The sequence below is a fragment of the Rhizobium mesosinicum genome (genome assembly GCF_019511345.1).
Taxonomy (GTDB): Bacteria; Pseudomonadota; Alphaproteobacteria; order Rhizobiales; family Rhizobiaceae; genus Rhizobium; species Rhizobium mesosinicum.
The window spans coordinates 42,450-68,634 of the sequence record NZ_JAEUAK010000016.1 but is presented as its reverse complement, the minus strand read 5'-3'; the positions used below and the strand labels follow the sequence as shown (position 1 = coordinate 68,634).

At 60.9% G+C, this 26,185-nt stretch carries 24 protein-coding genes and 1 pseudogene; 14 read left to right on the top strand and 11 right to left on the bottom strand.

Features of this window, described 5'->3' with window-relative positions:
- Positions 1-5: 5 nt before the first annotated feature.
- The 4 genes from JNB85_RS28410 to JNB85_RS28395 all read right to left on the bottom strand — a co-directional run bounded on the left by JNB85_RS28410 (position 6) and on the right by JNB85_RS28395 (position 4,089).
- Positions 6-848 (bottom strand): ABC transporter permease, encoded by an 843-nt coding sequence (locus JNB85_RS28410; RefSeq protein WP_220337747.1) that lies wholly within the window; start codon positions 846-848, stop codon positions 6-8.
- A 2-nt stretch (positions 849-850) separates the two neighbouring features.
- A complete protein-coding gene (locus JNB85_RS28405; protein WP_220337746.1) occupies positions 851-1,735 on the bottom strand; it encodes an ABC transporter permease in 885 nt (294 codons plus the stop codon).
- Entirely contained in the window at positions 1,732-2,841 is a 1,110-nt protein-coding gene (locus JNB85_RS28400) for an ABC transporter ATP-binding protein (RefSeq protein WP_220337745.1), read from the bottom strand. The genes JNB85_RS28405 and JNB85_RS28400 overlap by 4 nt, the downstream gene beginning before the upstream one ends.
- Before the next feature lie 72 nt (positions 2,842-2,913).
- Positions 2,914-4,089, bottom strand: a complete 1,176-nt coding sequence (locus JNB85_RS28395; protein ID WP_220337744.1) for an extracellular solute-binding protein — start codon at positions 4,087-4,089, stop codon at positions 2,914-2,916.
- Between the two features lie 236 nt (positions 4,090-4,325).
- Between JNB85_RS28395 and JNB85_RS28390 the strand changes: the two genes are divergently transcribed.
- Together JNB85_RS28390 and uxuA are read left to right on the top strand one after the other, a co-directional pair.
- The gene (locus tag JNB85_RS28390; RefSeq protein ID WP_220337743.1) at positions 4,326-5,048 is read left to right on the top strand and encodes a GntR family transcriptional regulator; all 723 of its coding nucleotides are present in this window, start codon (positions 4,326-4,328) and stop codon (positions 5,046-5,048) included.
- Positions 5,049-5,073: 25 nt separating this feature from the next.
- Positions 5,074-6,261: a mannonate dehydratase gene (gene uxuA, locus JNB85_RS28385; RefSeq protein WP_220337742.1), complete on the top strand. Its 1,188-nt coding sequence runs from the start codon at positions 5,074-5,076 to the stop codon at positions 6,259-6,261.
- 185 nt (positions 6,262-6,446) lie between these two features.
- Here uxuA and JNB85_RS28380 read toward each other — a convergent pair whose 3' ends face one another.
- The 4 genes from JNB85_RS28380 to JNB85_RS28365 all read right to left on the bottom strand — a co-directional run bounded on the left by JNB85_RS28380 (position 6,447) and on the right by JNB85_RS28365 (position 9,483).
- Positions 6,447-6,725, bottom strand: a complete 279-nt coding sequence (locus tag JNB85_RS28380) for a hypothetical protein (RefSeq protein ID WP_223216639.1) — start codon at positions 6,723-6,725, stop codon at positions 6,447-6,449.
- A 74-nt stretch (positions 6,726-6,799) separates the two neighbouring features.
- Positions 6,800-7,168: a response regulator transcription factor gene (locus JNB85_RS28375; RefSeq protein WP_220337741.1), complete on the bottom strand. Its 369-nt coding sequence runs from the start codon at positions 7,166-7,168 to the stop codon at positions 6,800-6,802.
- A gap of 91 nt (positions 7,169-7,259) precedes the next feature.
- A complete protein-coding gene (locus JNB85_RS28370) occupies positions 7,260-7,907 on the bottom strand; it encodes a response regulator transcription factor (protein WP_220337740.1) in 648 nt (215 codons plus the stop codon).
- Positions 7,894-9,483 carry a sensor histidine kinase gene (locus JNB85_RS28365; protein WP_220337739.1) on the bottom strand — a complete coding sequence of 530 codons (1,590 nt, stop codon included), beginning with the start codon at positions 9,481-9,483 and terminating at the stop codon, positions 7,894-7,896. Before JNB85_RS28365 ends, JNB85_RS28370 begins: the two co-directional genes overlap by 14 nt.
- A gap of 500 nt (positions 9,484-9,983) precedes the next feature.
- On the opposite strand from JNB85_RS28365, the gene JNB85_RS28360 reads away from it, so the two are divergent.
- From JNB85_RS28360 to JNB85_RS28315, 10 genes are all read left to right on the top strand, one after another.
- Positions 9,984-10,979, top strand: coding sequence for an aldo/keto reductase (locus JNB85_RS28360; protein WP_220337738.1), 996 nt, complete (start codon positions 9,984-9,986; stop codon positions 10,977-10,979).
- Between the two features lie 48 nt (positions 10,980-11,027).
- Positions 11,028-11,537, top strand: a complete 510-nt coding sequence (gene fae / locus JNB85_RS28355) for a formaldehyde-activating enzyme (RefSeq protein ID WP_220337737.1) — start codon at positions 11,028-11,030, stop codon at positions 11,535-11,537.
- Between the two features lie 114 nt (positions 11,538-11,651).
- The gene (locus JNB85_RS28350; RefSeq protein WP_220337736.1) at positions 11,652-12,647 is read left to right on the top strand and encodes a LysR family transcriptional regulator; all 996 of its coding nucleotides are present in this window, start codon (positions 11,652-11,654) and stop codon (positions 12,645-12,647) included.
- A 36-nt stretch (positions 12,648-12,683) separates the two neighbouring features.
- Positions 12,684-14,309 (top strand): ABC transporter substrate-binding protein, encoded by a 1,626-nt coding sequence (locus JNB85_RS28345; RefSeq protein WP_220337735.1) that lies wholly within the window; start codon positions 12,684-12,686, stop codon positions 14,307-14,309.
- A 50-nt stretch (positions 14,310-14,359) separates the two neighbouring features.
- Positions 14,360-15,319: an ABC transporter permease gene (locus JNB85_RS28340; protein WP_220337734.1), complete on the top strand. Its 960-nt coding sequence runs from the start codon at positions 14,360-14,362 to the stop codon at positions 15,317-15,319.
- Between the two features lie 7 nt (positions 15,320-15,326).
- Positions 15,327-16,172: an ABC transporter permease gene (locus tag JNB85_RS28335; protein ID WP_220337733.1), complete on the top strand. Its 846-nt coding sequence runs from the start codon at positions 15,327-15,329 to the stop codon at positions 16,170-16,172.
- Positions 16,169-17,758: a dipeptide ABC transporter ATP-binding protein gene (locus JNB85_RS28330; protein ID WP_220337732.1), complete on the top strand. Its 1,590-nt coding sequence runs from the start codon at positions 16,169-16,171 to the stop codon at positions 17,756-17,758. The genes JNB85_RS28335 and JNB85_RS28330 overlap by 4 nt, the downstream gene beginning before the upstream one ends.
- 96 nt (positions 17,759-17,854) lie before the next feature.
- Positions 17,855-19,273, top strand: a complete 1,419-nt coding sequence (locus tag JNB85_RS28325; protein WP_223216638.1) for an aldehyde dehydrogenase family protein — start codon at positions 17,855-17,857, stop codon at positions 19,271-19,273.
- An 11-nt stretch (positions 19,274-19,284) separates the two neighbouring features.
- Positions 19,285-20,502 (top strand): mandelate racemase/muconate lactonizing enzyme family protein, encoded by a 1,218-nt coding sequence (locus JNB85_RS28320; RefSeq protein ID WP_220337730.1) that lies wholly within the window; start codon positions 19,285-19,287, stop codon positions 20,500-20,502.
- A gap of 8 nt (positions 20,503-20,510) precedes the next feature.
- A complete protein-coding gene (locus JNB85_RS28315; protein WP_220337729.1) occupies positions 20,511-22,124 on the top strand; it encodes a GMC family oxidoreductase in 1,614 nt (537 codons plus the stop codon).
- 10 nt (positions 22,125-22,134) lie between these two features.
- On the opposite strand, the gene JNB85_RS28310 is transcribed toward JNB85_RS28315, so the two are convergent.
- Positions 22,135-22,611, bottom strand: coding sequence for a cupin domain-containing protein (locus JNB85_RS28310; protein WP_220337728.1), 477 nt, complete (start codon positions 22,609-22,611; stop codon positions 22,135-22,137).
- Positions 22,612-23,061: 450 nt separating this feature from the next.
- Positions 23,062-23,267: pseudogene (locus JNB85_RS28305) on the bottom strand (TIM barrel protein); the annotation flags it as partial.
- Between the two features lie 180 nt (positions 23,268-23,447).
- On the opposite strand from JNB85_RS28305, the gene JNB85_RS28300 reads away from it, so the two are divergent.
- Both JNB85_RS28300 and JNB85_RS28295 read left to right on the top strand, forming a co-directional pair.
- Positions 23,448-24,236 carry an SDR family NAD(P)-dependent oxidoreductase gene (locus JNB85_RS28300; protein WP_220337727.1) on the top strand — a complete coding sequence of 263 codons (789 nt, stop codon included), beginning with the start codon at positions 23,448-23,450 and terminating at the stop codon, positions 24,234-24,236.
- Positions 24,237-24,446: 210 nt separating this feature from the next.
- On the top strand, positions 24,447-24,908 hold the full coding sequence (locus JNB85_RS28295) for an RrF2 family transcriptional regulator (protein WP_220337726.1): 462 nt from the start codon (positions 24,447-24,449) through the stop codon (positions 24,906-24,908).
- A 61-nt stretch (positions 24,909-24,969) separates the two neighbouring features.
- On the opposite strand, the gene JNB85_RS28290 is transcribed toward JNB85_RS28295, so the two are convergent.
- A complete protein-coding gene (locus tag JNB85_RS28290) occupies positions 24,970-26,094 on the bottom strand; it encodes an acyl-CoA dehydrogenase family protein (RefSeq protein WP_220337725.1) in 1,125 nt (374 codons plus the stop codon).
- Positions 26,095-26,185: the final 91 nt, after the last annotated feature.

The following is a 26,185-nucleotide window of genomic DNA, read 5'->3' as shown; positions in this document are numbered from 1 at the left end:
GGGCCTCAATGCGCCGATTGCTGTTTGGCGCGAGCGACGATCTGTGTCGGATTGACGAATTGCAGCGCAATTACGAGCCAGAAGAGTGTCGTCACCATATAGACCACTGCCATCGCATCGATCGACTGGCCGGCCCGCACCCCCGAAGCAAAGACAGCATAATAGAGCGAAACGACGAGCGTCTGGGTCTGCGGTCCCGCGATCAGGAAGGTCAGCTCGAACATCGCGAGCGTGCGCACCAGGACGAGGAGAAGTGCCGCCAGCATGCCGGGCAGCAGGAGCGGTAGCAGAATGCGGATAAAGAGGCTGGTGGTGCCGGCGCCGAAGACACGGGCGGCTGCCTCGATGCGCGGGTCGATCTGCTCGATGAAGGGGATCATGACCAGCACGACGAAGGGGAAGGACGGCACGAGGTTGATCAGCACCACGCCCCAGAAGGTGCCGCCGAGGCCGAGTTGGTACAGCACGGTCGCCAGCGGAATGCCGTAGGTGAGCGGCGGGATCAGCAGCGGCAGCAGGAAGAGCAGGATGATGGAGCGCTTGCCGGGAAAGTCGCGCCGCGCCAGTGCATAGGCGGTCATCACGCCGAGGATGCCTGAAATGATGACGACGACGAAGACCATCTCGAAAGTGACGATCAGAACGTTGGATAGCTGAAATTCGCTCCAGGCGCTGAAATACCAGCGGTCGGTCCAGCCGCGCGGCAGCCAGGTGCCGAGCCAGCGCGTCGCAAAGGAATTGAGGATGACGGCGGCGATGACCGCCAGCAGATTGAGGACGAAAAGGGTGGCAAGCGCCCAGACGGCGATGCGCCAGATCTTCGAGGTAAGGCCTTGGTCACGGATCATGCTCAACCTTTCGTGCCGCCGGCCGGGCCGCGGTAGAAGAAAGAACGTGCGCCAAGAACGGCGACGACGACAATGAGCTCGACCATGCCCATGACGAGGGCGATCGCCGTGCCATAGGAATGGTCGTATTGCTCGAAGGCGGCCTGATAGGCGGCGATCGAGATGACGCGCGTCGGGCCGGCCGGCGCGCCGAGCAGGACGGCCGAGGGAAAGACTGCAAAAGCCTGGACGAATGACAAGCAGAACGTCACGGCAAGGCCAGGGACCAGGAGCGGCAGGAACACGCGTATGAAGCGCTGTCGCGGATTGGCTCCGAGGGTTGCTGCGGCCTGTTCGATCGCCGGGTCGATGCCGGTAATGTAGGAGAGCGTCAGAAGGAAGGCGAAGGGGAAGCCGGTGATCAGCAGTGAGGCGAAAACGCCCCAGTAGTTATTGGTGAGCTTGACCGGCGATTCCAGGATTCCGAAGAGGATGAGCGTCTGATTGAACCAGCCTCGCGGGCCGAGATAGGTCAAAAGGCCATCGGCGACGAAGACCGTGCCGAGCGTGATCGGCAGCACGAGGATCGTCGTCAGCAGCCGCTGGCGGCGCATCAGGCGGACACGGAAGGCGACCGGGATTGCGGAGGCGAGATTGATGATCGTCACCGGCAAGGCGAGCCACATCGTGTTGGCGATGGTACCGTACTGGAACTGGTCGGAGAAGAACTTCGCGTAGTTCTCGTACCAGGCGCCGCCATCCTTCGGCATCAGCGAATCCGCAACGCCATAGACGAAGGGGTAGATGAACAGGGCGATCATGAAGATCAGGCCGGGCAGCACCAGCAATGTCGTGCCATCAAGGCCCTGAGCGGCAAGCCGGGTTTTCAGGGAGGGACCGCCGTTCATGCGGGCACCCCTTTGAAGACAAGCGAGCGGCCTGCGACCGGCTGCAGAGTGGTGGCAGAGCCGCGTGGCAGCGCCTCATCGGAGCGGAAATACAGCTCCGATCCGTCCGCTGAGCGGGCCATGCCGAAGAAAGCGCGCCCGCGATATTCAGTGCTCGCGACGATGACGGGAACGCCGCTGTCATCGGTAGTCGCAACCAGATCTTCCGGGCGCACGGAGAGCACTGCGGGATCGCCGACTTTCAAGGTGTCGCGCATCGTGCCGGTCAGCCGCGCGCCGGCGGCTTCGATTTCGGCCTCTTTGCCGGAAACGGAGACGACGCGGCCGGGAATGCGGGTGCGGAAGCCCATGAAATCGGCCACGTTGAGATTGATCGGACGCTGGTAGAGATCCTGAGGTGTGCCGATCTGCTGGATATGCCCCTGGCTCATGACGACGATGCGGTCTGCAAGTGACAGGGCTTCGTCCTGGTCGTGGGTGACGTAGATGGTCGTCGAGCCGATCTGGTCATGGATGCCGCGGATTTCGGCGCGCATTTCCAGACGTAGCTTGGCGTCGAGATTGGAGAGCGGCTCGTCCATCAGGACAATCGGCGGGCGGATGACAATGGCGCGGGCAATGGCCACGCGCTGCTGCTGGCCGCCTGAAAGCTGGCCCGGCAGTTTGTCTGCCTGGCTTTCGAGGCGCACGAGCGCCAGTGCATCAATGACGCGCTTGTCGGCCTCTGCACCACGAATGCCCTGCATCGCAAGGCCGAAGCCGACATTCTTGCGGACGCTCATGTGCGGGAAGAGGGCATAGCTCTGGAAGACCATGCCGAAGCCGCGCTTTTCCGGCTCCAATTGGTCGATGCGATTGCCGCCGAGGCGGATTTCGCCGCCGGACAAGCCAAGCAGGCCGGCGATGCAGTTCAGCGCCGTGGACTTGCCGCAGCCGGAAGGGCCGAGAAGTGCGATGAATTCGCCGGGTTCAACGGTGAGATCGATCCCATCGAGGGCATTGTAAGCGCCGAAAGACCGCTTGATGCCATCAAGCTCAAGGCGCGCATTTTTCCGCGATGACACTGCTGCTGCGTTTTGAACCGGCAAAGTCAATGCAATCTCCATTTATCGGCAATCATGGCCGTTAGAAATCCGGCGCCGAGATACCCGGCGCCGGTTCAATTCGATCACCAATGATCAGCCCTTCTTGGCGCCGATCTTCTCGTCCCAGATGCGGAAGGCCTGGACGAGCTGCTTGGGCTCGAGCGGCACTTCCAGCGGGCTGCTGGCGATCCAGTCGGCATATTCCGGCCGGCCGAACTCCTTGATGGTTTCCTGGCTCTCTGCCGGTGCCATTTCGAGAGTGACATCCTTCACTGCCGGGCCGGGATAGAAGTAACCGGCGTCATAGGCGATCGCCTGCTGCTGCGGCTGGTAGATGAAGTTCAGGACGTCGAGCAGAACGCCGACCTTCTCGTCGGAGACACCCTTCGGGATGGCCGCATAATGCGCGTCTGTAACCCAATGGAAGCCCTCGAGCTTGCCGACCTTGGCCTCCTCGGGAACGATGCCGAGAGCACGGGGGTTGATGTCCCAACCGGTCGTCGTGGCGACGATGTCGCGCGTACCTTCGCCGAGTTCCTTGAAGACCACGGCGGTACCGGTCGGGTAGTATTCGATGTTTTCGCCGAGCGCGGCCAGATATTCCCAGGTCTTGGACCAGCCGTTGACCGGGTCGCGCGGATTGCTGTCGCCGAGCAGGTAGGGCAGGCCCATCAGAAGCGTGCGGCCCGGGCCGGAGTTTGCCGGGCGGGCATAGAGGAACTTGTTCCTGTTCTGTTTCGTCCAGTCGAGCAGTTCCTGCGCCGACTTCGGCGGGGTCGCTACCTTGTCCGGCATATATTCAATCAGCGGGCCGGACGGGTAATAGGTGATGACGACACCCTGGTCCTTGGCAAGTGCCTGCATCTTGAAGGCCTGTGGCTGCAGGATGCTTTCAAGATTTGGAAGGGCGGACTTCTTGCTGGACAGGTCGATCCAGAGACCTTGGTCGACGCCGGCAGAAAGTGCGTCCGTGCCAGTCAGCACGAGATCGATATCGACCTTGCCGGCAGCCTGCTGGGCCTGGATCTTGGCCGGCAGTTCCGGAGCAGGCGCCTTGGTGAAGGAAAAGCTGGCGACGAATTCCGGCTTTGCCTTGGCGTAGTTCTCGAACATCCCTTGCGTCAGCGCCAAGTTGCCGGCGACATCGACGACGGTGATGGTCACCGGGCTTGCCGGCGCTTTTGCCTGAGCGAAAGCGCGAAGCGGCAGCATTCCGGCCGCGGCGATGCCGGCGGCTCCGCCGACGAAGGTTCTGCGTGTGATCTTCATTCCGTCCTCCTCCTTTGCGGCGGTGCCGGCCTTTGCCCCGAGCGCCGCTCGTTTGCATCGCAATGCACGTCTCATGCCTCGATGCGCCCGTTTTCCGGCGCATCAGAATGCTCGCAGATCGAAGCGTTCCTCCGGGTGCAGCGCCATGCCGGCGTTCTCCTCCGCGGCATGGCTTGGCAACAGAATTCAATTGATATACTAGTATGCACGAAAGTGTCAACGTCTTGAGATCATGCATGCGGCAGGCCTCCGACTCTGAAATCCTTGCCTTTCCGGCGCCGCGCGACGTCGGCGGAAAGATCCGCCGCGTGACGACGGCGGCGGCGATCCACGAGCGGCTGCATGCCGACATTGTGTCGCTGAAAATCCCGCCGGGCACAGCACTGCATGAAAAGCGGATCGCCGAGGATTTCGGCGTCAGCCGCACGCCGGTGCGTGAGGCGTTGTTGAGACTCTCCGAGGGTGGGCTCGTCGACATCTATCCGCAGTCCGGCACGGTGGTTTCGCGCGTGCCCGTCTCGGCTATTCCGGAAGCAGTCGTTGTGCGCAAGGCGCTTGAGGGAACGACGGTCGAGACGGCCGCCAAAATTGCAACGGAGGGCGATATAGCGCGGCTCGATGCGATCATCGCCCGGCAGAAGACGCATGCAGCGCTCGGCAATGCCTCAGGCTTTCATGAAGAGGACGAAGCCTTTCACGAGGCGATCGCCCAGATTGCCGGTTATCCCGGTATCTGGACCATTCTCAAGGCCGTGAAGGTTCAGATCGACCGGGCGCGGCGCCTGACGCTGCCGGTACTGGGGCGCATGGACAATGTTGTGCGCGAGCATATGGTGATCCGCGACGCTATCGCGGCGCATGATATCGCAGCAGCGCGCGAAGCCATGGTTCATCACTTAAGCGCCGTCATACCCGACGTGGCGGAGCTGCGCTCGCAGTTTCCGGACTACTTCTGCTAAGAAAACGAGAGAGGAGACAGAAGAAATGCGGCAAGGTTGGAGATGGTTCGGGCCGGAGGCACCAGTCACACTGGACGAGGTGCGCCAGACAGGTGCAACGAACATTGTTTCGTCGCTGCATCAGGTGCCGATCGGCCGCGCCTGGACCAAGGCGGAAGTACGAGAGCGTCAGTCGCTGATAGAGACCACGCCGCCGGGCCGTTCGCAACTGATCTGGAGCGTCGTCGAAAGCATCCCGATCCCCGATGCCGTCAAGCGCAAGGGCGGGGAAGCGAAAGCCGAAATCGAGGCCTGGATCGCCAGTCTCGAAGCTGTCGCCGCCTGTGGCATTCCGATCGTTTGCTATAATTTCATGCCCGTGGTCGACTGGACCCGCACCGATCTCGACTACGTGACGCCGACCGGCGCCACGGCCATGCGTTTCGATCATGAGCGTTTTGCCGCCTTCGAATTGTTCGTGCTGGAGCGGCCGGGCGCTGCAGCCGAATATTCCGACGAGGACAGGGCGCGGGCGAAAGTCGTCTATGAAAGCATGACGGAAGCGGAAATCGCCGAGCTTACTCGCATTATCACTTCGGCTCTACCAGGCTCCACGACCGAGCCGCTGACCATTCCGGGATTCCGTGAAAAGCTCATCGCCTATGAGGGCATCGATGCGAAGAAGCTTCGCCAGCATCTCATCGAATTCCTCGAAGCCGTCGTGCCTGCCGCTGAAGCGCGCGGCGTAAAGCTGACGTTGCATCCGGACGATCCGCCGCGCTCGCTTTTCGGCCTGCCCCGCATCGCATCGACGGCTGAAGATTATGCAGCGCTGTTCGATGCCGTGCCGGCGGCCGCAAACGGCATGTGCTATTGCACCGGCAGCCTCGGCGTACGCGCCGACAACGATCTGCCGGCGATGGCGCGGCGTTTCGCCTCACGCATCTATTTCGCGCATCTTCGCGCCACGACCCGCGAAGGCGACGGACGTACCTTCCATGAAAGCGCACATCTCGAAGGCGACGTGAACATGGTTGCCGTGCTGAAGGAGCTGGTTGCCGAAGACCGTCGCCGCAGCGCCGACCAGTCGATCGTCTTCCGCTCGGATCACGGCCACCGCATGCTCGACGACCTGCAGAAGAATGTTACGCCGGGCTATCCCGCAATCGGGCGTCTTCGCGGGCTAGCCGAGCTGCGCGGCATTCTGCACGCGCTCGACGCGCCGCCGACCTGATTTCAGATCCGGCTTGCCGTCGAAAGCTGCCGCAGCGTTTCGACGGCCCGTCCGGCATCGACGGCAAGTACGAAAATCTTGTCAGCGGCCTGTGAAGGACCTTTGCCGTATTTTTGAGAGGCGTGGATCGGCAAATGCGCTGACCGGCGGGGAGGGGATCCGGTTAGCGCCAGAGGAAGGGACGATCAGAAATGGTTCCGGCCGATTTCGTTCGGGCGGCGTTGCGCAGCAGCGCGGACCGGCTGGTATTCGTAGATCGGATTTTCCGGTTCCAGGCGCAGAAGCGCACAGTGAAACCTGTAATTCGCCCCGGTCACGAGGTTCGAGAAGATCACATCCATTAGTATGTTCTTCCCGACGCTGATAAAAATCGGGTGCTTGAGCTTTATCATAGCGTTCACCTCGCTTTTCTGGTCAAGTTTGCTGGATGTTTCGAGGTTGATTGTAGTCTTTAATGATTCCATCTTGAATTATACATAAGTGTATAATTCGAATTGATCGGGTGGCGAAAGCAATATTCAGCCGACACGGTCGAGCCTTATGGCTTTAGAGCCAGTTCCAAATAGTTGATGAGAGAATCGAATTCGACCGGCTTGCCCAGAAAGGCCAGCGCACCGCCTTCAATGGCGGCCATGCGGGTCCTCTCGTCGCGATAGGAGGTCATGAAGATCATGGGCGGCTTTTCAGGTTCGCCGTTGAGGATCTCCTGCAGTTCGATGCCGCTGAGTCCAGGCATCTTGACGTCAACCAGCATGCAGTCGATTGCTGCCCTGTCGTCAAAGGCAAGAAACTCTTCCGCAGAGGCAAAAAGCTTGCTCTGGTAGCCGCAGGACTGGATCAGATCGTCAAGCGCCTCCCGGATGGCCTGGTCATCGTCGACGACCGCGATTGTGGATATATGTGACACGAGATTGGTAGCCTTGCTTATTCTTGCATTTCGTTGACTTATATTATGGCTGGGAACCGTGTCGCGGTACCATACAAGGGTCTAGGTTCCGCTATCTGCCTTCCAGCATTTCCGCCTTGCGCACGAGATCGGCCACCGACCGGACCTGCATCTTGCGCATCACGTTGCCACGATGCAGCTTCACAGTAATTTCGCTGATGCCGAGGTCATAGGCGATTTGCTTGTTCATCAGACCCTTGACGACGGCGGCCATCACTTCCCGCTCGCGGGGCGTCAGCGTATCGACAAGGGAGGCGACGGCGTCGCTTGCTGCCATTTCCCGTCGGCGGGTCATATCCTTTTCGATCGCGATGCCGACCGCATCGATAATATCCTGGTCACGGAAGGGCTTGGTGAGGAAATCGACGGCGCCGGCCTTCATCGCGCGCACACTCATCGGAATATCGCCGAAACCGGTCATGAAGACGATCGGCATCCTGCTGCCGATCCGTTCGAGATGAAGCTGGAAATCCAGCCCGCTCAGGCCTGGCAGGCGCACATCGAGGAGAATGCAGCCCGGCCGGCGCAGGTCTGCGGTATCGAGAAAGGCGGTTGTGGTCGCGAAGGAGGCGGCATCCATCTGGATCGACCGGAAAAGATCGACAAGCGACTCGCGGATGGATTCGTCGTCATCAACAACATAGACGATCGGTGATGCGGACTGCGAGGCTGCCTTCGATGCGGCGCTAGTGTCTTTCATGGTCGTCCTCGATCGGTATGATCATTTCAAAGATGGCGCCCCCTTCGGGATGATTGCCGGCAATCAGCTGGCCGCCTCTGGCTTCCAGTGTGCTGCGGCAGATCGAGAGCCCCATGCCCATTCCGGAGGGCTTGGTCGTGAAGAAAGGGGTGAAAAGCTTCGCCATGGATTCCTCGCTGATGCCGGGGCCGAAATCCCTGACGGAGAGGGTGACGAATATATCATCCTTCCTGGCGAGCGAGATCAGAATCTTGCGCCGGTCGATTGCCGTTTCGCGCATGGCCTGCACGGCATTGGTCACGAGGTTGATGAGCACCTGCTGTAGTTCGATGCGGATCGCTTTCACCGTGAGCGGCTCTTCGGCCGGGATCACATCAAAGTCGACCATGTCGCGTTGGAAGTCGTGCTCCATCAGCGCGCCCGTTTCCTCGATCAGCGTTTCGAGATCGACCTGTTCGGGCGTGCGATCTGTCTGTGTCAGCATCGAGCGGGTATTGTGGATGATTTCGCTTGCCCGCTGGCTGTCGCGGATGATGCGCTCGGCCGAACGCCGCACGGCAGCAAGGTCCGGTGGCTCGCGATTCAACCATCTGAGCAGCGTCTGGGCGTTGACGACGATGGCGCCGAGCGGCTGGTTGAGCTCATGGGCGAGCGATGCGGAAAGTGTGCCGACGGTTGCTGCGCGTGAGGCCAGGGCCAGTTCATCCTGAGCTTCGCGAATGGCTTTCTGCATCATTTCCCGCTGGGTGATATCCACCATGCCGACAACAACTCGGTTGAAGGCGTTCGGATCCTCCGGAAAACTCATGCTCATGATGACGAGCCTGGTCTCACCGTTCTCCGCGACCAGATTGCCCTTACCCTCAAAATGCCGTTCCCCACAGAAGATTGCATTCATGAGGTCCAGAAAGGTATCGTCATCGGGAGCGATGTAGCGCCGCATCGTGAGCGCCGGCCGGCCGTCATCCACGTGGCCGAGCAGTTCCAGCGCTGCGTCGTTGGAGGCGATCGTGCGAATGAGGCCTGTGCAGGTGGCGATAATGCCTGGATTGGTGCGGTAATGTTCTTTGAGATCGGCCACGCCTTCGGCTTTCAAGGACATCAGGAAGGCGCGCACTGCAGAATAATCCCGTTCCCATAGGGCAATACGGCTGTGCTCGAAGATGTAGCGATAGCGTGTTTCGCTGTCGCGCAGGTGCAGGTTGGCTTCGATCAGCCCCGCGCGCGCGGCCTCGTTCCGGAGAATGAGGGCGCAGGTGATAGTGATGGCGGCGAGAGAAACCGCCAGGCGCAACTGGGCCGGAATATCCTCATCGAGACCATGCGAATAGAAATAGGCAAAGAGGGTAAGGGCGGCACAGACAATGGCCAGGAGCGTGGTGCCAATTCTCGTCAGCATTTCTGCCGACAGCAGGAGCACGATGACATAGAGAACGGCGATGGCGCTCTCGATTTCCGTGAAGGCATCGACATAAAGCACGGCGGCGCCGAGCACCAGTGCGATCAGGCCAAGCGTGACCTCATGTGAGAGCGTTCCGCGGCGATTGACGAGTTTCGATACAATAGATGGTCCCATACCCCCTCGCTATTGGTTCCGGTCTTCTACCCATACCGGCTGGTGTACGTCACCTTAACGGCGTGTTTATCGGCGCAAAACTATACCAAAGTGTTGGAAGCTTAGGCGAATTGTCTCTACGCTTGAAAAGGAAAGACCGCCCCGGGCGGCGGGACGGTCTCTGGCGGATGGGAGGATCCGCAGGGCTTCGGCGGAGGGGAGCGCCTGCCCGAGGGTGGCAGGGGGCGATGCCACCAGCCTGGAACCATCGATGGTCGGGTCGGTTCCGAGCTGCGATTACAGGCTAAATCCAAACGTCCTGCCACATAACTATACTTAGGTTTTGGTCCGGCCATACGAATGGCAGGTCTGGTTTCCTGAACGAACAGCTCTGAAACTTCCCTGCGTGTAGAATAAAACCGCCATCTCATTTTGAGATGGCTGCATCGAATAAACCTATTTGTCACAATAGTTTCACCACGACATAGTCTTGGGAGGGAGAACATTTTTAGGACATTGCTGTGGAATATGTGCGCTTTGGCCAGACCGGCCTGAAGGTTTCGTCGCTTTGCCTTGGTACCATGGGTATCGGGTCATCCAAGTGGAAGGGTTGGGTGCTCGACGAAGAAAAGTCGGTACCGATCCTCAAGAAGGCGCTCGATGTCGGTATCAATTTCTTCGACATGGCGGACTGGTATTCGACCGGTGTCAACGAGCGGGTCGTCGCCCGCACGCTGCTCTCGTTGACGGACCGTGAAAAACTGGTGCTTGCTACCAAAGCCTTCTATCCGATGAGCGACGATCCGAACGACAAGGGCCTGTCGCGCAAGCATCTGATGGCATCCATCGACAAGTCGCTGAGGCAGATGGGCACCGACTATGTCGACCTCTACGTCATCCACGCTTTCGATCCGGAAGCCCCGATCGAAGAGACGATGAGCGCGCTGCATGACATCGTGAAGTCGGGCAAGGCGCGCTATATCGGCGCCTCCACCATGTATGCCTGGCAGTTTGCCAAGATGAACCATGTCGCCGACAAGAACGGCTGGACGCGGTTCGTCAACATGCAGTGCCAGTACTCACTGCTCTACCGCGAAGAAGAGCGTGAAATGATGCCTTACTGCCAAGACGAGGGCATCGCAGTGACGACCTTCTCGCCGCTTGCCCGCGGTTATCTGGCAGGCGGCGGTTCGGCGCCGCGTATCGCCCATGACCTCTATCTCGACTGGTTCGGTGACGAGATCGACCAGGAGATCGCCAAGCGCGTCAACGATATCGCCGCCAAGCGCGGAAAGACGGCAAGCCAGATCGCCCAGGCCTGGGTCATCGGCTCCGGCAACAGCACGGTTCCGATCGTCGGTACGGAAAGCCCCGAGCATGTCGTCGCCGCGATCGAAGCTGCCGCGATCGAGCTGACGGCTGAAGAGCGCGACTTCCTTGAAGAGCCTTACCGCCCGCGCGACATGATCAACGACTATAATCCGGTCCGTCGCCCGCGCGCGCTTTCAAGGGCGTAATGGGCGAAGGCATACTGGGTTCGGCTCGCATCGCTATAGGAGATTTCGATGCTTTATATCGGAGAAGGCTTCGAGGGTTCCGGCCCTAACGCCGCGCATATCAATCTCTATCTCGGCCCGAAGAGTGGCCCAATCTCCGGCGCGCTCGCCGGCGCAGCTGCAAGCCCTGGTCCTGGGCACCTGCCGTTCCAGGCGGTGCTGAAGCCGAACTTGCCGGCCAAACCGGTGACGCTGTTCATTGCCAAGGCTGTGATGGAATCCGGTTCGTCGCACGAGCTGATGACCTGGGGGCCGGCACAGGCTGGTGTTGCTGCGGGCATTACCACGGCGCTGCTCGATGGCTCACTGCCGGCCGAGGCCGAGGATAATTGGGTGGCGATTGCCGCCGTCTGGGTCAATCCGTCGGCAAAGGATGCAGAAGAGGTATATCATAACAACAAGGCTGCGACGCACCTTGCCGCCAGGCGCGCAATGATGAAGGGTTGGCCGTCGCGTGCCGAGCTTGCCGAAGGCGTAGCAACGGTCAGCAATCCATTTTTCACGCCTAAGGTCGCCTGATATGAAGCTCGTCGAACGCAATGCGCTGATGAGCCTCGGCCGCAAAGGTGCTGCCGAAGGTTTCGATGAATATCTCAAGAGCAAATATGTCCTGTTCGGTGGGCTCGTGAGATAATGACGGAGGATCGCTCTTCCCAGACGAAGAAGGAGCCGGCGGTCGACCGCCGCCGGTTGCCGCTGAACGCGCTCAGGGCTTTCGAGGCGGTGGCGCATCACGGCAGCTTCACGGCGGCAGCCGCCGCGCTTAACATTTCGCAGAGCGCGCTTTCGCGGCATGTCATCGGTCTGGAAGAGAGTATCGGACGCAAGTTGTTCGAACGCGGCCACAAGGCCACGACGCTGACGGATGACGGGCGATCGCTCGCCGCCGGCATCGGCAAGGGTTTCGATCGTATCGAGCAGGCACTGAAAGAGGTCTGCGCGCCGGAAGAGCAGCGCCAGCGCAGGCTGCGCATAAATCTGCCGCCGAGCTTTGCGATGAAGCTCACCGTGCCGCTGCTCACCGATTTCCGGCGCAGCTTCCCGGACGTGTTGCTGGAGGTTTCGACGCCCTACGGGGTGCCGGACAGCGAATTCGATGTAGCGGTCGTCTATACGCGGCCGGCCGTGGATGAATGGATCACCGACCTTCTCTGGGAGGAGCGGCCGACGATCCTGTGCCATCCCCATCTGGTCCGGGGAGGGGTTTCGGATATTGCACCTTTCATCGCCGCAAACGAAATCATCCACATCAAGATCGTCGATATGCAGCCCTACCTGACCTGGCAGCGCTTCCTTGTGCAGAACGGCCTCGGAGGGGTTTCCGTGGCGCGGGGCGTGACATTCGACAGCGCCAGTCTTGGGGTTCAGTACGCCTTGTCGGGGCAGGGCCTGGTGCTGGCGGACCCAGCGCTGTTTCGAGAGGAAATAGAAAGCGGACGCCTGGTTGCGCCTGTCACCGCACATTATTACGAAGGCTTCGGCTATTACCTGAAGACCGATGCGGAAGGGCTGGTGGATCCTCTGATAGCAGGATTTCGATCCTGGATCATCAGTCGCTTCAGCAATCGTATGGTGAACGAGGGTGAAAAGCCCGCCCTGCGCATCGTGTCTGGCACAGAGGGTGTCTGATAGCGACCATACTGCCATTCAAGGAGGAGGCAGATCATGACCGAATTGAAAACCAACAGCGGCAATCCGCTGCATCCCTCGGTGCCGGAACTGTGCGAACAGGTTCGTGCCGGCAAGATCGATCGCCGCGGTTTCCTGCGTGCCGTCGCATGGCTTGGTGTGACGGCGGCCTCCGCCAGCGCCTTCCTTGGTGAGAGCAAGCCGGCACTTGCCGAGGAAACGCCCGCGGATGGCGGCACGCTGCGTTTCGGCTGCCAGATCCAGGAACTGACCGATCCGATGATGACCAGCTGGATCGAGGCCTCGAACCTCTATCGCAACAGCCTGGAATTCCTGACTTTCGTCGATGCCGACAATGTCACCCATCCCTATCTCGCCAAGAGCTGGACACCGTCTGTCGATCTCAAGACCTGGGATTTCGAGCTCGACGAACGCGCCAAGTGGTCGAACGGCGATGCCTTCACACCTGAGGACGTGATCTTCAACATCCAGCGCTGGATCGCGCCTGACTCCCAGTCTTCCAACAAGACCGCCTTCTCGGCCGTCGAGAAGGTCGAAAAGACCGGCGACCATGCGGTTCGCATCACGCTGTCGCGCGCCGTTTCCTCGCTGCCCGAACAGCTTTATTCCTACACCTGCCCGATGCTGCATCGTGACTTCGTCAAGGGAGGCGCCAACTGGCCGGCCAATCCTGTTGGTACCGGTCCCTTCAAGCTGGACGCTTATGAAGTCGGCCGTCAGGCCGTCTTTTCCAAGCGCGCCGATTACTGGGGCACACCTGCTCATCTCGACGGCATCCAGTACATCGACCTCGGCACCGATATCACCACGCATCTCGCTGCCCTTTCGAGCGGCCAGATTGATATCATCTATCGCGCAACAATCGCCGAATACGATCTCATGAAGTCGCTGCCGAATATCCAGATCCTGACCGGCAAGGCCGCGCACACGCTCGTCATGCGCATGCAGTCCGACCAGAAGCCGTTCGACGATATTCGCGTGCGCAAGGCCGTGCAGCTTGCCGCCGACAACAAGCAGATGCTCGACGTCGCCTATCGCGGTGAGGGCGAAGTTGGCGCCAACTTCCACGTCTCTCCGGTTCAGCCCGATTACTACGCGCTGCCGGCGGTTGGTCGCGATGTCGAGAAGGCCAAGGCCCTGCTCGCCGAAGCCGGCCACCAGGATGGTCTCGATCTCGAACTGACGCTCGGCAATACCCAGGGTGCCTGGGAACAGGACACCGCACAGGTGCTGCAGCAGAACCTTGCCGAAGCCGGCATCCGTCTGAAGCTCAACGTGCTGCCAGCCTCGCAGTACTGGCCGATCTGGGACAAGGTTCCTTTCGGCCTCACCTATTGGGCGCATCGACCGCTCGGTGCCATGACGCTCGATCTGGCCTATCGCTCCGGCGGTGCCTGGAACGAGAGCCATCTTGCCAGCAAGGAGTTCGACGCGGCGCTCGACAAGGCGCTGGCCGTCGTCGATCCGGGCAAACGTCCCGAAGCCATGAAGGATGTGCAGCAGATCCTGCAGGATTCCGCCGTCATCATTCAACCCTACTGGCCGAACCGCTTCAGCGCCGCAGCCACCACCGTCCGCGGCTTCCAGCTTCATCCGGCGGATTATTTCCGCATGGACGGCGTCTGGCTCGCCAAGGCTTGATCTTCGGCGGGGCCGCCAGGCGCGGCCCCGCCCCGGAAAAGAGGTGGTTCGTGACCGTTTTCCTTTTCATTCTTCGTAAACTGGTAAGCGCACTTGCGGTGATGTTCACCGTGTCGCTGCTCGTTTACCTGGCGCTGGAGGTCAATGTCGGCGATGTCGCCGTCAAGGTCCTTGGCCAGTTCTCGACACCGGCCCAGCGCGCCCAGTGGCTGACGGCCAACGGTTACGACGATCCTTTCATCATCCGTTACGGTCGCTGGCTCTGGTCCTTCGTGACCGGCGACTGGGGCATGTCCACATACTATCGTGCGCCAGTTTCGCAGCTGATCCCGAATCGCCTTGCTGCCTCTGGCATACTTGCGGGTGGTGCGTTGTTGTTCATCGTGCCTATCGGCCTGTTTGCGGGCATAATTGCTGGCATGCGGCCGGGTTCGCTGCTTGATCGCGTTGTCTCCTTCATAGCGATTGCCACGACCTCTATCCCGGATTTTGCCTCCGCTGTGTTCTTCTCGGCCGTCTTCGTGTTCTGGCTGCACTGGCTGCCTGGCGCCAGCACTATGCTGACCGGTTTTTCGCTGCAGCAGATCATTCTGCCGATTCTGGTGCTCGGCTTCTATTCGACCGGCTATCTGGCGCGCGTCACCCGCGCCTCGATGATCGAAGTCATGGGAACGCATTACGTTCGCACGGCACGGCTGAAGGGTGCGAGCACAGCGCGGATCGTCTGGCGCCATGCACTGCGCAATGCGCTGATCACGCCAGTTACGGTGATCATGCTGCAGTTTCCCTGGCTTCTGTCCGGCGTCATCGTCGTAGAGGTCTTCTATGCCTATAAAGGCTTCGGCACGCTTCTCTATGACGCCGCGCTCAACAGCGACATCCGCCTCGTCGAAGCTTGCGCAATGGTGAGCGTCGTGGTCGTCGTTGCCACACAGATCCTCTCCGACCTAGCCTATGGCTGGCTCAATCCCCGCGTCTCGCTGCTCGATGCAGCCAAGGGGCGGAAGTGAGGGCGCCATGCGGAAGGTTGTAAAACCCTATCTCTCCAATCCGGTCATCGTGATCGGCGGGTTCCTGACGATCGGCTGGCTGCTGGTGGCGATCTTCGCGCCGCTGCTCGCGCCCTTCGATCCGATCCGTACGCTGCTGCCGCTGGCAAAGCCGGGTACAGCGGCTCCAACGGGTGGCGTGTTCTGGCTTGGAACCGACAAGCTTGGTCGTGATATTCTCTCTCGCCTCATCTACGGCGCACGCACGGTCGTCATGTTCTCGACGCTTGCGACAGTCACGGCCTATGTGGTCGGTGTGGTGCTCGGGCTTGCCGCCGGCTATTGGCGCGGTTGGGGCGATGCGGTGCTGTCCTACGTTGCCAATGTGGTGCTCTCCTTCCCGGTACTGGTGCTCTATATCGTTATCATCGTCGTGGTCGGTTCATCGCCTTTCAATATCGTGCTTGCTGTGACTTTCGGCAGTGCGCCGGCGATCTTCCGTATCGTGCGTGGCATCACTATCGATGTGGCGAGCCGCGATTATGTGGCGGCGGCAGTGACGCAGGGCGAAAGCACCTGGCGCATCATGCTCTTCGATATCCTGCCTAACGCCAGCGGGCCGCTTGCAGTCGATTTCTGCCTGCGTCTCGGCTACACGGCGATCACCATCGGCACGCTCGGCTTCCTCGGCCTCGGCCTGCCGCCACCGACGCCGGATTGGGGCACGATGGTGAATGAAGGCCGCGCCATGGCGATCGCCTTCCCGCATCTCGTCATTTTCCCGTGCCTTGCGATCTCGTCGCTGATGCTGGGCTTGAGCCTGCTGGCGGACGGATTGCGGGAAGTCTCGGAAGCGCAGGGGAGGCGCGCATGAGCAGCAACGAAAACCAGCCGATCCTCCGGGTCGAAAATCTGAGCGTCGCCCTGCCGAAAGGCGCCGACCGGCCCTATGCCGTGAAAGCCGCAAGTTTCGATCTGAAGCCGCGGGAGATCCTCTGCATCGTCGGCGAGTCCGGTTCGGGCAAGTCGGTGCTGTCGAGTGCGCTGATGGGCGCGGTGCCCGAGGGTCTGAAGATTGCCGACGGCAAAGTGGTGCTCGGTGATACCAATCTCGTCGGCCTCTCCGAGCGGGCGTTTCGCGCTATCAGGGGGAGCGACATTGCGATGATCTTTCAGGAGCCGATTGCCTCGCTCAATCCGGCGATGACAGTTTCCGCGCAGGTCGAGGAAGTCTTTGAACTGCATTCGGATTTCGATGCCGCCGAGCGCAAGAGACGCGCTCTCGCACTGGTCGAATCCATGCATCTGCCGAACCCCGATCGTATCCTGCAAGCCTATCCGCATGAGCTTTCCGGCGGTCAGTGCCAGCGTGTCGTCATCGCCATGGCGCTTGCGATGAACCCGCGCGTGCTGATCGCCGACGAGCCGACGACCGCACTCGACGTGACGACGCAGGCGCAGGTTCTGAAGCTGATGCGTGAACTGCGCGATGTGCACGGTCATGGTATCATCTTTATCACCCATGACTTCGGTGTGGTTGCCGATATTGCCGACCGCGTGGCGGTTATGCGCCATGGCGAAATCGTCGAGATCGGCGAGGCAAAGCAGGTGCTGACGGCTCCAAACCATCCCTACACCAAGGAGCTTATCGCTGCCGTTCCGAGCCTGACGCCGTATGGCCGTCCGGCGGTGCAGACCGGCGAGCTGCCGGTGCTTGCGGTGCACGATCTACAGCATTCCTACGGCAGCGTTCAGGTCTTGAAGCATGTGGAGCTCAGCCTGTTGCCGGGCCGTGTGGTCTCCATCGTCGGCGAATCCGGTTGCGGCAAGTCAACGCTTGCCAAGGCGATGATCCGGCTGATCGAGCCGAAGGGCGGCCGGGTGGAAGTCGCGGGTGCGGATCTTCTCGGCCTTTCGCCGGCGCCGTTGCGTGCGCGGCGGCGGTCGATCCAGATGATTTTCCAGGATCCGTTCGGTTCGCTCAATCCGCGCCGCCGCGTCGGGCCGATGATCGCCCGTTCCGCCATGCTTGCAGGTGTCGAGGCAGGGGAGGCACGCCGCCGCGCGGAAGAGCTGCTTAATCTGGTCGGTCTGCAGAAGAGCGCCTATTGGCGCAAGCCGTCTGCGTTCTCAGGCGGTCAGCGCCAGCGCATCGGTATTGCCCGGGCGCTTGCGATGCGGCCGGATGTGCTGATCGCGGATGAGAGCGTTTCGGCGCTCGACGTCTCCGTGCAGGCGCAGGTGCTGAAACTGCTTCGCGAGCTGCAGGAGAAGCTTCAGCTCGCCATCGTCTTCATCACCCACGACCTGCGTGTCGCCGCCCAGATTAGCGACGAGATCGTGGTGATGCAGAAGGGGGAGATCGTCGAGCGGGGCAGTGCGGCCCAGGTGCTGCAGGCGCCGACGCACCCCTATACGAGAACACTTCTCGACGCGGCGCCGGGCCGCAGCACGTTCTAGCCGCCGCTTTCGGGCGTCGGCACCCCGTTTCGTTTCAACGCATGGCCGACTTGAGCCGGCATGTGTGGAGTGAGCTATTGTCCAGAGGATGTCGTCATGACGGATTATCGCAATTTTATCGCCGGAGAATTCCGGTCTTCCGGCCCGCTGGTGCCGGTGCTCAATCCAGCAACCGAAGTCGCTTTTGCTAAGGTGCCGTCGGCGACTGCTGCTGAAGCGATCGAGGCTGTCGAGGCAGCAGCGAAGGCGCAGAAGGAATGGCGGGCGCTGCCGGCAATTGCGCGCGGAGACGCGTTGCGCAAGCTCGCTGCCGCCATCGAACGGCGCGCTGAAAAGATCGGTGCAGCGCTCGCGCAGGAATCCGGAAAGAGCCTTGCCGATGCGACCGGCGAGGCGATCTATGGCGCAGAGCTGATGCGTTATCACGCCGAATGGGCGCGGCGTATCGAGGGCGAAATCATTCCGAGCGACAATGCCAACGAGACGCTGCTCCTGAAGCGCGAAGCGATCGGTGTCGTCGCCTGCCTGATCCCCTTCAACTTCCCGATCTACACGCTGGTGCGCAAGATCGCGCCGGCGCTCATCGCGGGCAATGCCGTGGTCGTGCGTCCCAGCAATTCGACGCCGACATCGGCCTTCGCGATTGCCGAAGCCGTGGCTGAGGCAGGGTTGCCTGCTGGGCTCATCAATATCCTCACCATGTCGCATGAAGTCGCGGCGACGCTCTGCACCCATCCTAAGGTCGGGATGATCACGCTGACCGGCAGCCTGCAGGCTGGCCGCGTCGTGCTCGACTATTGCAAGGCGAACATCGCGAAGCCGTCGCTGGAACTCGGCGGCAAGACGCCTGTCATAATCGAGCCGGATGCGGACCTCGATGCCGTTGCCGCACAGCTTGTCGCCGCCAAGACCAATCATTGCGGCCAGCTCTGCACCGCGCCGGAGCGCGTCTATGTGCATCGTTCGATCCATGACGCGCTGCTTGACAAGCTGAAGGCGGGTTTTGCCGCACGGGCCTTCGGCGACCGCTCGGTCGATGCGTCACGCGTCGGGCCGCTCGCCACGAAGTCTGCGCAGACGAATGTGCACAAGGCCGTCCTGAAGGCGGCGGAGCAGGACGCACGCATCGAGGCCGGCGGCATCCTGCCCGAAGGTCCCGGCTTCTTCTATCCGCCGACGCTGCTATCCAATTGCCGTCAGGACATGGAGATCATCGCCGAGGAGATCTTTGGGCCGGTGATGCCGATCGTCGCTTACGATAAGACCGAGGAGGCGCTCGCGCTCGCCAATGATCACCAGTTTGGCCTGAGCTCGGTGCTCTTCACCGACAATCACCGCACGATCATGCGGTTTTCCGATGCGATCGAGGCCGGCGAATTCTACGTCAACCGTTTCCCGGCCGATCCCTATCAGGGCTATCACGCCGGCTGGAAGCGCTCCGGTCTCGGCGGCGATGACGGTAAACACGGCATGCTCGAATTCACCCAGACGCGCCTCGTCATACTCAAGCATTGAGGATCACGGCCATGCAGATCGCTTCGCTTTCCACCCATGTCGTCGCCGTCCCGCCGCCGCATATCGGCGGCATGTACTGGATCTTTGTGCGGCTAACAACGGCTGACGGTATAGAGGGCGTCGGAGAGGTCTATTCGACCGCCTTCCATCCGCAGGCGCTCGTGCCGCTGATCGAGGATGTCTTCCAGCGTTACCTGCTCGGCCATGATCCGCACGACGTAGAGCGCTTCTGGCGGCTTGCCTATTCGAGCGGTTTTACCCAGCGGCCGGATCCGACGATGATGGGTATCGTCTCCGGCCTGGAGATCGCCTGCTGGGACATTATCGGCAAGGCCGCGGGCAAGCCGGTGCACAAGCTGATCGGCGGGCGGGTTCACGAGAAGCTGCGCGCCTATACCTATCTCTATCCGAAAAATGCTGCCGGCGAGTACGATTATAACGATCCGGATCTCGCCGCCGAATGCGCGGTGAAAATGGTCGAAATGGGCTTTACCGCCGTGAAGTTCGATCCGGCCGGTCCCTATACGGCCTATTCCGGTCATCAGCTTTCGCTCGGCGTCATGGACCGCTGCGAGGAATTCTGCGCCAGGATTCGTGCGGCTGTCGGCAGCAGCGCCGATCTGCTCTTCGGCACGCATGGGCAGATGGTGCCGTCCTCGGCGATCCGGCTGGCGCAGCGGCTGGAGAAATATGATCCGCTCTGGTTCGAAGAGCCGGTGCCTCCCGGCCAGGAAGAGGCGATGGCAGAGGTCGCCCGCAAGACCTCGATCCCGATTTCGACGGGCGAAAGGCTGACGACGAAATACGAGTTCCAGCGTGTGCTGGAAACGGGTGCGGCCTCGATCCTGCAGATGAACGTGGCGCGTGCCGGCGGTATTCTGGAATCCAAGAAGATCGCCGGCATGGCCGAAGCGCATTACGCGCAGATCGCGCCACATCTCTACAATGGTCCGATCGGCGCTGCGGCCAGCATCCAGCTCGCCGCATCTTCGCCGAATTTCCTGATCCACGAAGCGATTGTCGATTTCTCGGGCTTCTATGCCGAAATCCTGAAGACGCCGCTGCGCTTCGATGACGGTTATCTGATCCCGTCAAATGAACCGGGACTGGGCGTGGAGATCAACCTCGATGTCGTCGCAAAACACTCGCCTTACGAAGGGCAGCGACTGCATCTGCAAATGGATGACAAGCCCGCCGACGTGAAGGCATTCGCGCCGGCCCGCGGCTGAGAACGAAGATGACGACATACGATTACATCATCGTCGGCGCCGGCTCGGCCGGCTGCATTCTCGCCGCACGCCTTAGCGAGAGCGGCAGGCACAACGTGCTGCTGATCGAAGCCGGCGGCAATGACAGCTCCCCGTGGTTCCGCGTACCGGTTGGCTATGCGCGTTCCTATTACGATCCGAAGGTCAACTGGATGTATTGGAGCGAGCCGGAGGCTGCGCTCAATGGCCGGCGCATCTACGCGCCGCGCGGCAAGGTGCAGGGCGGTTCCGGCTCTATCAATGCGATGATCTTCGTGCGCGGTGCGGCCGACGATTTCGACGACTGGAAGGCTGCCGGCAATCTCGGCTGGGGCTATGACGACGTGCTGCCCTTCTTCCGCAAGCTGGAGACGCATGCGGGCGGCGAGAGCAAATATCACGGCGGTGGTGGGCCGATCCATGTGACGCCGATGCGCGGCCAATCGCATGCGATTACTGACCGTTTCCTTGAGGCGTGTGCCGAGCTGCAGCTGCCGCTGAATGCGGATTTCAATGGTGAGAGCATCGAGGGCGCCGGCATCTATGACATCAATACGCGAAAAGGCGTGCGCTCGTCCTCTTCGCTTGCCTATCTGCGGCCGGCGCTCGGGCGGCCCAATCTTGCGATCCTGCGCAATAGCCGGGTGCGCCGGGTGATTGTCGATACGGAAGCTCGGGCGACCGGGGTCGAGGTGATCGGGCCGGGTGGCGTCACCGGCTATTCGGTGCGGCAGGAGGTCATCCTCTCGGCCGGCGCTGTCGATACACCGAAGCTGCTGCAGCTTTCTGGCATTGGCGACGGCGCGCATCTGCAGTCTCTCGGCATTCCGCTCGTCAGGCATCTGCCGGCGGTCGGCGAGAATCTGCAGGATCATCTCTGCGCCAGCTTCTATTACCGCTCCGCCGTGCCGACGCTGAATGACGAACTCGGCACGATCTTCGGGCAGGCGCGGCAGGCCTTGCGTTATATCCTGACGCGACGGGGGCCGCTGGCGCTCAGCGTCAATCAGGCGGGCGCTTTCCTGCGCGGCAGCCCGGAGGAGGAGCGGCCGAATATCCAACTGTACTTCAACCCGCTCTCCTACCGCATTCCGACCGATCCCAAGGCTGGGCTGAAGCCGGAGCCCTATTCGGGCTTCCTGCTGGCCTTCAATTCCTGCCGGCCGACGAGCCGCGGCAGTGTCAGCATCGTCTCGCCCGAGTTGACGGATGTGCCGCAAATCCGGCCGAACTATCTCGGCACCGTCCATGACGAGGAAGAGGTCATTCAGGGCAGCCGGCTGGTGCGCCGGATCATGGAAGCGCCGGCTCTGCGGTCGATCACCAAAGCCGAGATGCCGCCTTCGGCAGAGGCTCGCACGGACGAGGAGTTGCTGACCTACTTCCGCGGCAATTCCGGTTCGATCTATCACCTCTGCGGATCGGCTGCGATGGGTCCGGATGCCACGACGTCGGTGGTCGATGCGTCGCTAAAGGTGCATGGCATAAGTGGGTTGCGGATCGTCGATGCCTCGGTCTTCCCGAATATCACGGCGGGCAATATCAATGCGCCGACGATGATGGTGGCGGAGAAGGGTGCGGCGATGATCCTTGCCGCTGCATGAGAACTTGAACCTAGTGGCGGTGAATCGGGTCGATCCAGGCCACGTTTTCGGGTTTCTCGATCGGTTCGATATCGAGATTCACGACGACCGGTTCCTGGCCTGAGCGCACGACCACGCATTCCAGCGTCTCGTCGCGGTTGGCGTTGATTTCCTGATGCGGCACGAAGGGTGGCACATAGATGAAATCGCCGGGGCCGGCTTCGGCGGTGAATTCCAGGTTTTCGCCCCAGCGCATGCGGGCCTTGCCTTTCACCACGTAGATGATGCTCTCGAGATCGCCGTGGTGATGGGCGCCGGTCTTGGCGTTGGCGTTAATCGTTACCGTGCCGGCCCAGATCTTTTCGGCGCCGGCGCGCGCGTTGTTGATGGCGGTTGCTCGGCTCATGCCCGGGGTCTGCGCCGTATTCGGATCAAGCGCATTGCCGGGGATGACCTTCACGCCATGTTCGCGCCAGTCGATATGCTTGTGGTCGTGATCGTCGCTCATGCCGCTCCTCCTGCTTTCGAACTCAATCTAGGCAAGGGGGGACCGGTGGCCAAGGGTCGCCTCTCGGATTCGTTGCCGGCAATGGCCCGCTTCCCTTGGGGTAGGCAGTAGCGAGCCTTCCTCGAAGCGCGGTCCGAAGCTGGAGAAAACATAATGTTTGCCGAAGCCGATTGCGGTCCGCAGGGATGAAGAGCCAATCGGAGCCGGCGGCATTTCAAGCTGCGCCTGCCATTCAAGCTGGCTCTGAGGCGAAAGGTGGCGTTGGCACGGTTTCAATGCCACGAAGGTGGGTGACAGCAAGTCTCCGATAGCGAAGATGCGCTATTACGCCATTGGCTTCGTAGGCGCTCCGTATAGAGCCAACATTTCGAGACGATTGGCATCATAGCCGTATTCCGCCAGCCGGGCCGGCCAACAACCGGAGTTCGGAGCGACGGCTTCATGTCACGCTCAGGTCCGATAGGGTTTCATCCAGCCAAGCCCTTCGCTGGTGCCGGCCTTGGGTTTGTATTCGCAGCCGACCCAGCCGTCGTAGCCGAGACGGTCGAGTTCGGAGAGGATGAAGCCGTAATTGATCTCACCCGTGCCGGGCTCGTTGCGGCCGGGATTGTCGGCGATCTGCACAGGGCAATCCGGTCCTTCAACCTTATGAAGGTCGAATAAAAAAGCATGAAAACTCCTCCGCTATGCCTCCAGGCATGGGACAGATCGCGACCTGCGGCAAGAGGGATCAGCTAACGGCACCGATGATTTTCCGCCACGGCTTGACGGGCAGAACCAATGCCGGGAGAGTTGGCGGATCGGCCGGAGCTAAAGGCCGCATTCGGGAGGATTTCATGGATCTGGGATTGAAGGGAAAGACCGCCGTCATCACCGGTGGTTCGGTCGGTATCGGACTTGCCATCGCCGAAGGGCTGGCAGCGGAGGGCGCCAACCTGATTTTATCTGCGCGTGGACGCGAGCGGCTCGATGCTGAAGCTGTGCGCATCGCTGCAAAATATGGTGTCAGCGCCACTGCGGTCGAAAGCGATGTGGCGACCGTCGAAGGCACGGAGGCGATCATCGCGGCGGCAGCCGAACGTGGTGGAGCCGATATTCTCATCAACAATGCCGGCACCGGCTCCAACGAGACGGTCATGGAGGCGCCCGACGAGAAGTGGCAGGCGTATTTTGATCTGCATGTGATGGCCGCCGTGCGCCTTGCGCGAGGAATTGCGCCGCAGATGAAGAAGCGTGGCGGCGGCGTCATCCTTCACAACGCCTCGATCTGTGCTGTCCAGCCACTGTGGTACGAGCCGATTTACAATGTCACCAAGGCGGCGCTCATGATGTTTTCCAAGACGCTCTCCACCGAACTCGTCAAGGACAAGATTCGCGTCAACTGCGTCAACGCCGGCCTTATCCTGACGCCTGACTGGATCAAGACCGCCAAGCAACTCACGGCCGCAACCGGCGGCGACTGGGAGGGTTATCTGCAGAGCGTGGCGGATGAACATGCCTCGTCCAAGCGTTTCGGCACGCCGGAGGAGTTGGCGAATTTCTTCGTCTTCCTCTGCTCCGACCGGTCCAGCTATAGCATCGGCTCTACCTATTTCGTCGATGGCGGTATGCTGAAGACGGTCTAAATGCGATTTAACGGTTCTACGCCGTGGTCTGTGCGGGGCTGGCTCATTGCGGCTGCCAGACAGCGGAAGACTTGATCGGCGCGGTTTTCAGGCAACATAGAAGACCGAAATAACCTACTAAAAATGGTTATTTTGTTGTTTCTTCATGGTTCTGACTTTATTTCCCTGTTATTACGAAAGCATAGTGCCGCAAAGTGCAGGGCGATCCAGATGTTGACGAAAAAGGGAAAATACGGACTGAAGGCGCTGGTCGATCTGGCGCGGCTGGCGCCGGGCGAGACCGCCTTCATCAACGATATCGCTTCGCGCAACAATATCCCAAAGAAGTTCCTCGATACGATCCTGCTCGAACTGCGCAATGTCGGCATCCTGCGGTCGAAGAAGGGGCCGGGCGGCGGCTACTCACTTTCGCGGCCTGCGTCGGATATACGCATCGGTCACGTCATCCGTACGCTGGATGGGCCGCTTGCGCCGATCCGGTGTGCCAGTCGGACGGCTTATGAAGCCTGCGATGACTGCGCCGATCCGGAGACCTGTCAGGTGCGGCGCTCGATGACCGAGGTCCGGGACGCGATCGCCGCCATTCTCGACAACATGACGCTCGAACAGTTCGTTGCCGGCGGCGGCATCGAGACGGTCGAGGAAAAGCTTCCGATTTCCGCCGCGAGCTGATCCGGCTCCTGTTGTTTTCACACACTCCGCTCCAGCACAGCATATTGCTGCTGGGACTGCTTCAGCTTTCCCTGATTTTCAGAACATGGGCACCTGCCGCATCGAGCAGCGCCGCACGTAGGATTGCCATGTCGTGAATGCGGGCGTTGCGCCAGTGGCGGTCGAGGTTGAGTACGAGGCTGCCTGTCACGCTGCCTGCCAGTTCGAAGAGGGCATTCGCCGTATCCAACGCCACTTCGGTCGCGGCAAGGCAGACAGATGAGGCCGAGAAATAGGCTTCCGTCATGGCAGTTTCGGCGGGGCTGACCTGCGCGACATCGAGCTTGCGGCCTGCCTGTTCAAGCGCGCCTGTCGCGGTTTCAATGCGGATGGCGCGCTCGCCGATTTTGCCGAGGAGGCCATGGGAGGCCTTCGCCATGACGAGCAGGTCGGCAAAGGCGGCGCGGGCGATGCCGAGGCTGACGGCCGCCTGCAGCAGAAGTCCCAGGGATTTTTCCGTGGCGTAATCGTCAGACAAGGCGGCGGCAACAGTCCCGGCATTCACATGCAGCTTGCCAGCAACCAGCGTCGCCGTGCCGTTGGTGCGCAGGCCGAAGGCGTCCCAATCGTCTACCGCCTGCAGTTCATCGCTGTCGTGCTGAAGATAGAGAATTGCTCTGTGGCGGTCGGGATCGGTCGCTGCTGCGGCAATCCAGTCGGCGAAAAGAATGGCAGCTGCCTGTTCCGACCGGCCTGTCAGGCGAAAGCCGGAGCCCTCGGCAACGAGGCTTGCCTGATCGGCAAAACGGGTAGCAGCAAAACGGTCACCATCCAGCGCGCGGGTGAAAAGGGTGATCTTCAGCTCTTCCGAAGGCTGGCTGCGCAGCCCTTCCAGCACCCGGAAGTGAGATGCCAGCACGTTGCCGATCGAGGCGTCGCTTTCGGCGATGATGGCGACGATCTCAGCGAGCAAGATGTTTGAGATATCGATCCCGGTATATTCGGGGGGAACGGTGATTGCGGTAAGGCCGGATTGCGAGAGCATGTCGAGTTCGGCGTTCGGCATGAGGCGGGTGATATCCCGCTCGCTTGCCTGCTGGCGAAAGGCGGTGGCAAGCTCGCGGGCCGCGGAGACGGCTTCCTCCTCAGTCTCGATGCGGTGCGCCGGAGGACGCATATTGTCGCGCAGTTGCGATACGGTGCCCATCTGCCACTCTTTCCTAATGCTAAAAAAGTGCGTGATTGCATTGGCTTGCGTAAGGCCGCTTTTTCCACAAAAGCCCGGCTGGGCGAATTTT

Bases quoted from the DNA above. Each gene is read 5' to 3' on its own strand.
- JNB85_RS28410 (WP_220337747.1), bottom strand. From the start codon at position 848: ATGATCCGTGACCAAGGCCTTACCTCGAAGATCTGGCGCATCGCCGTC.
- JNB85_RS28405 (WP_220337746.1), bottom strand. From the start codon at position 1,735: ATGAACGGCGGTCCCTCCCTGAAAACCCGGCTTGCCGCTCAGGGCCTT.
- JNB85_RS28400 (WP_220337745.1), bottom strand. From the start codon at position 2,841: ATGGAGATTGCATTGACTTTGCCGGTTCAAAACGCAGCAGCAGTGTCA.
- JNB85_RS28395 (WP_220337744.1), bottom strand. From the start codon at position 4,089: ATGAAGATCACACGCAGAACCTTCGTCGGCGGAGCCGCCGGCATCGCC.
- JNB85_RS28390 (WP_220337743.1), top strand. From the start codon at position 4,326: ATGCGGCAGGCCTCCGACTCTGAAATCCTTGCCTTTCCGGCGCCGCGC.
- uxuA (WP_220337742.1), top strand. From the start codon at position 5,074: ATGCGGCAAGGTTGGAGATGGTTCGGGCCGGAGGCACCAGTCACACTG.
- JNB85_RS28380 (WP_223216639.1), bottom strand. From the start codon at position 6,725: ATGGAATCATTAAAGACTACAATCAACCTCGAAACATCCAGCAAACTT.
- JNB85_RS28370 (WP_220337740.1), bottom strand. From the start codon at position 7,907: ATGAAAGACACTAGCGCCGCATCGAAGGCAGCCTCGCAGTCCGCATCA.
- JNB85_RS28365 (WP_220337739.1), bottom strand. From the start codon at position 9,483: ATGGGACCATCTATTGTATCGAAACTCGTCAATCGCCGCGGAACGCTC.
- fae (WP_220337737.1), top strand. From the start codon at position 11,028: ATGCTTTATATCGGAGAAGGCTTCGAGGGTTCCGGCCCTAACGCCGCG.
- JNB85_RS28350 (WP_220337736.1), top strand. From the start codon at position 11,652: ATGACGGAGGATCGCTCTTCCCAGACGAAGAAGGAGCCGGCGGTCGAC.
- JNB85_RS28345 (WP_220337735.1), top strand. From the start codon at position 12,684: ATGACCGAATTGAAAACCAACAGCGGCAATCCGCTGCATCCCTCGGTG.
- JNB85_RS28335 (WP_220337733.1), top strand. From the start codon at position 15,327: ATGCGGAAGGTTGTAAAACCCTATCTCTCCAATCCGGTCATCGTGATC.
- JNB85_RS28330 (WP_220337732.1), top strand. From the start codon at position 16,169: ATGAGCAGCAACGAAAACCAGCCGATCCTCCGGGTCGAAAATCTGAGC.
- JNB85_RS28325 (WP_223216638.1), top strand. From the start codon at position 17,855: ATGACGGATTATCGCAATTTTATCGCCGGAGAATTCCGGTCTTCCGGC.
- JNB85_RS28320 (WP_220337730.1), top strand. From the start codon at position 19,285: ATGCAGATCGCTTCGCTTTCCACCCATGTCGTCGCCGTCCCGCCGCCG.
- JNB85_RS28315 (WP_220337729.1), top strand. From the start codon at position 20,511: ATGACGACATACGATTACATCATCGTCGGCGCCGGCTCGGCCGGCTGC.
- JNB85_RS28310 (WP_220337728.1), bottom strand. From the start codon at position 22,611: ATGAGCGACGATCACGACCACAAGCATATCGACTGGCGCGAACATGGC.
- JNB85_RS28300 (WP_220337727.1), top strand. From the start codon at position 23,448: ATGGATCTGGGATTGAAGGGAAAGACCGCCGTCATCACCGGTGGTTCG.
- JNB85_RS28295 (WP_220337726.1), top strand. From the start codon at position 24,447: ATGTTGACGAAAAAGGGAAAATACGGACTGAAGGCGCTGGTCGATCTG.
- JNB85_RS28290 (WP_220337725.1), bottom strand. From the start codon at position 26,094: ATGGGCACCGTATCGCAACTGCGCGACAATATGCGTCCTCCGGCGCAC.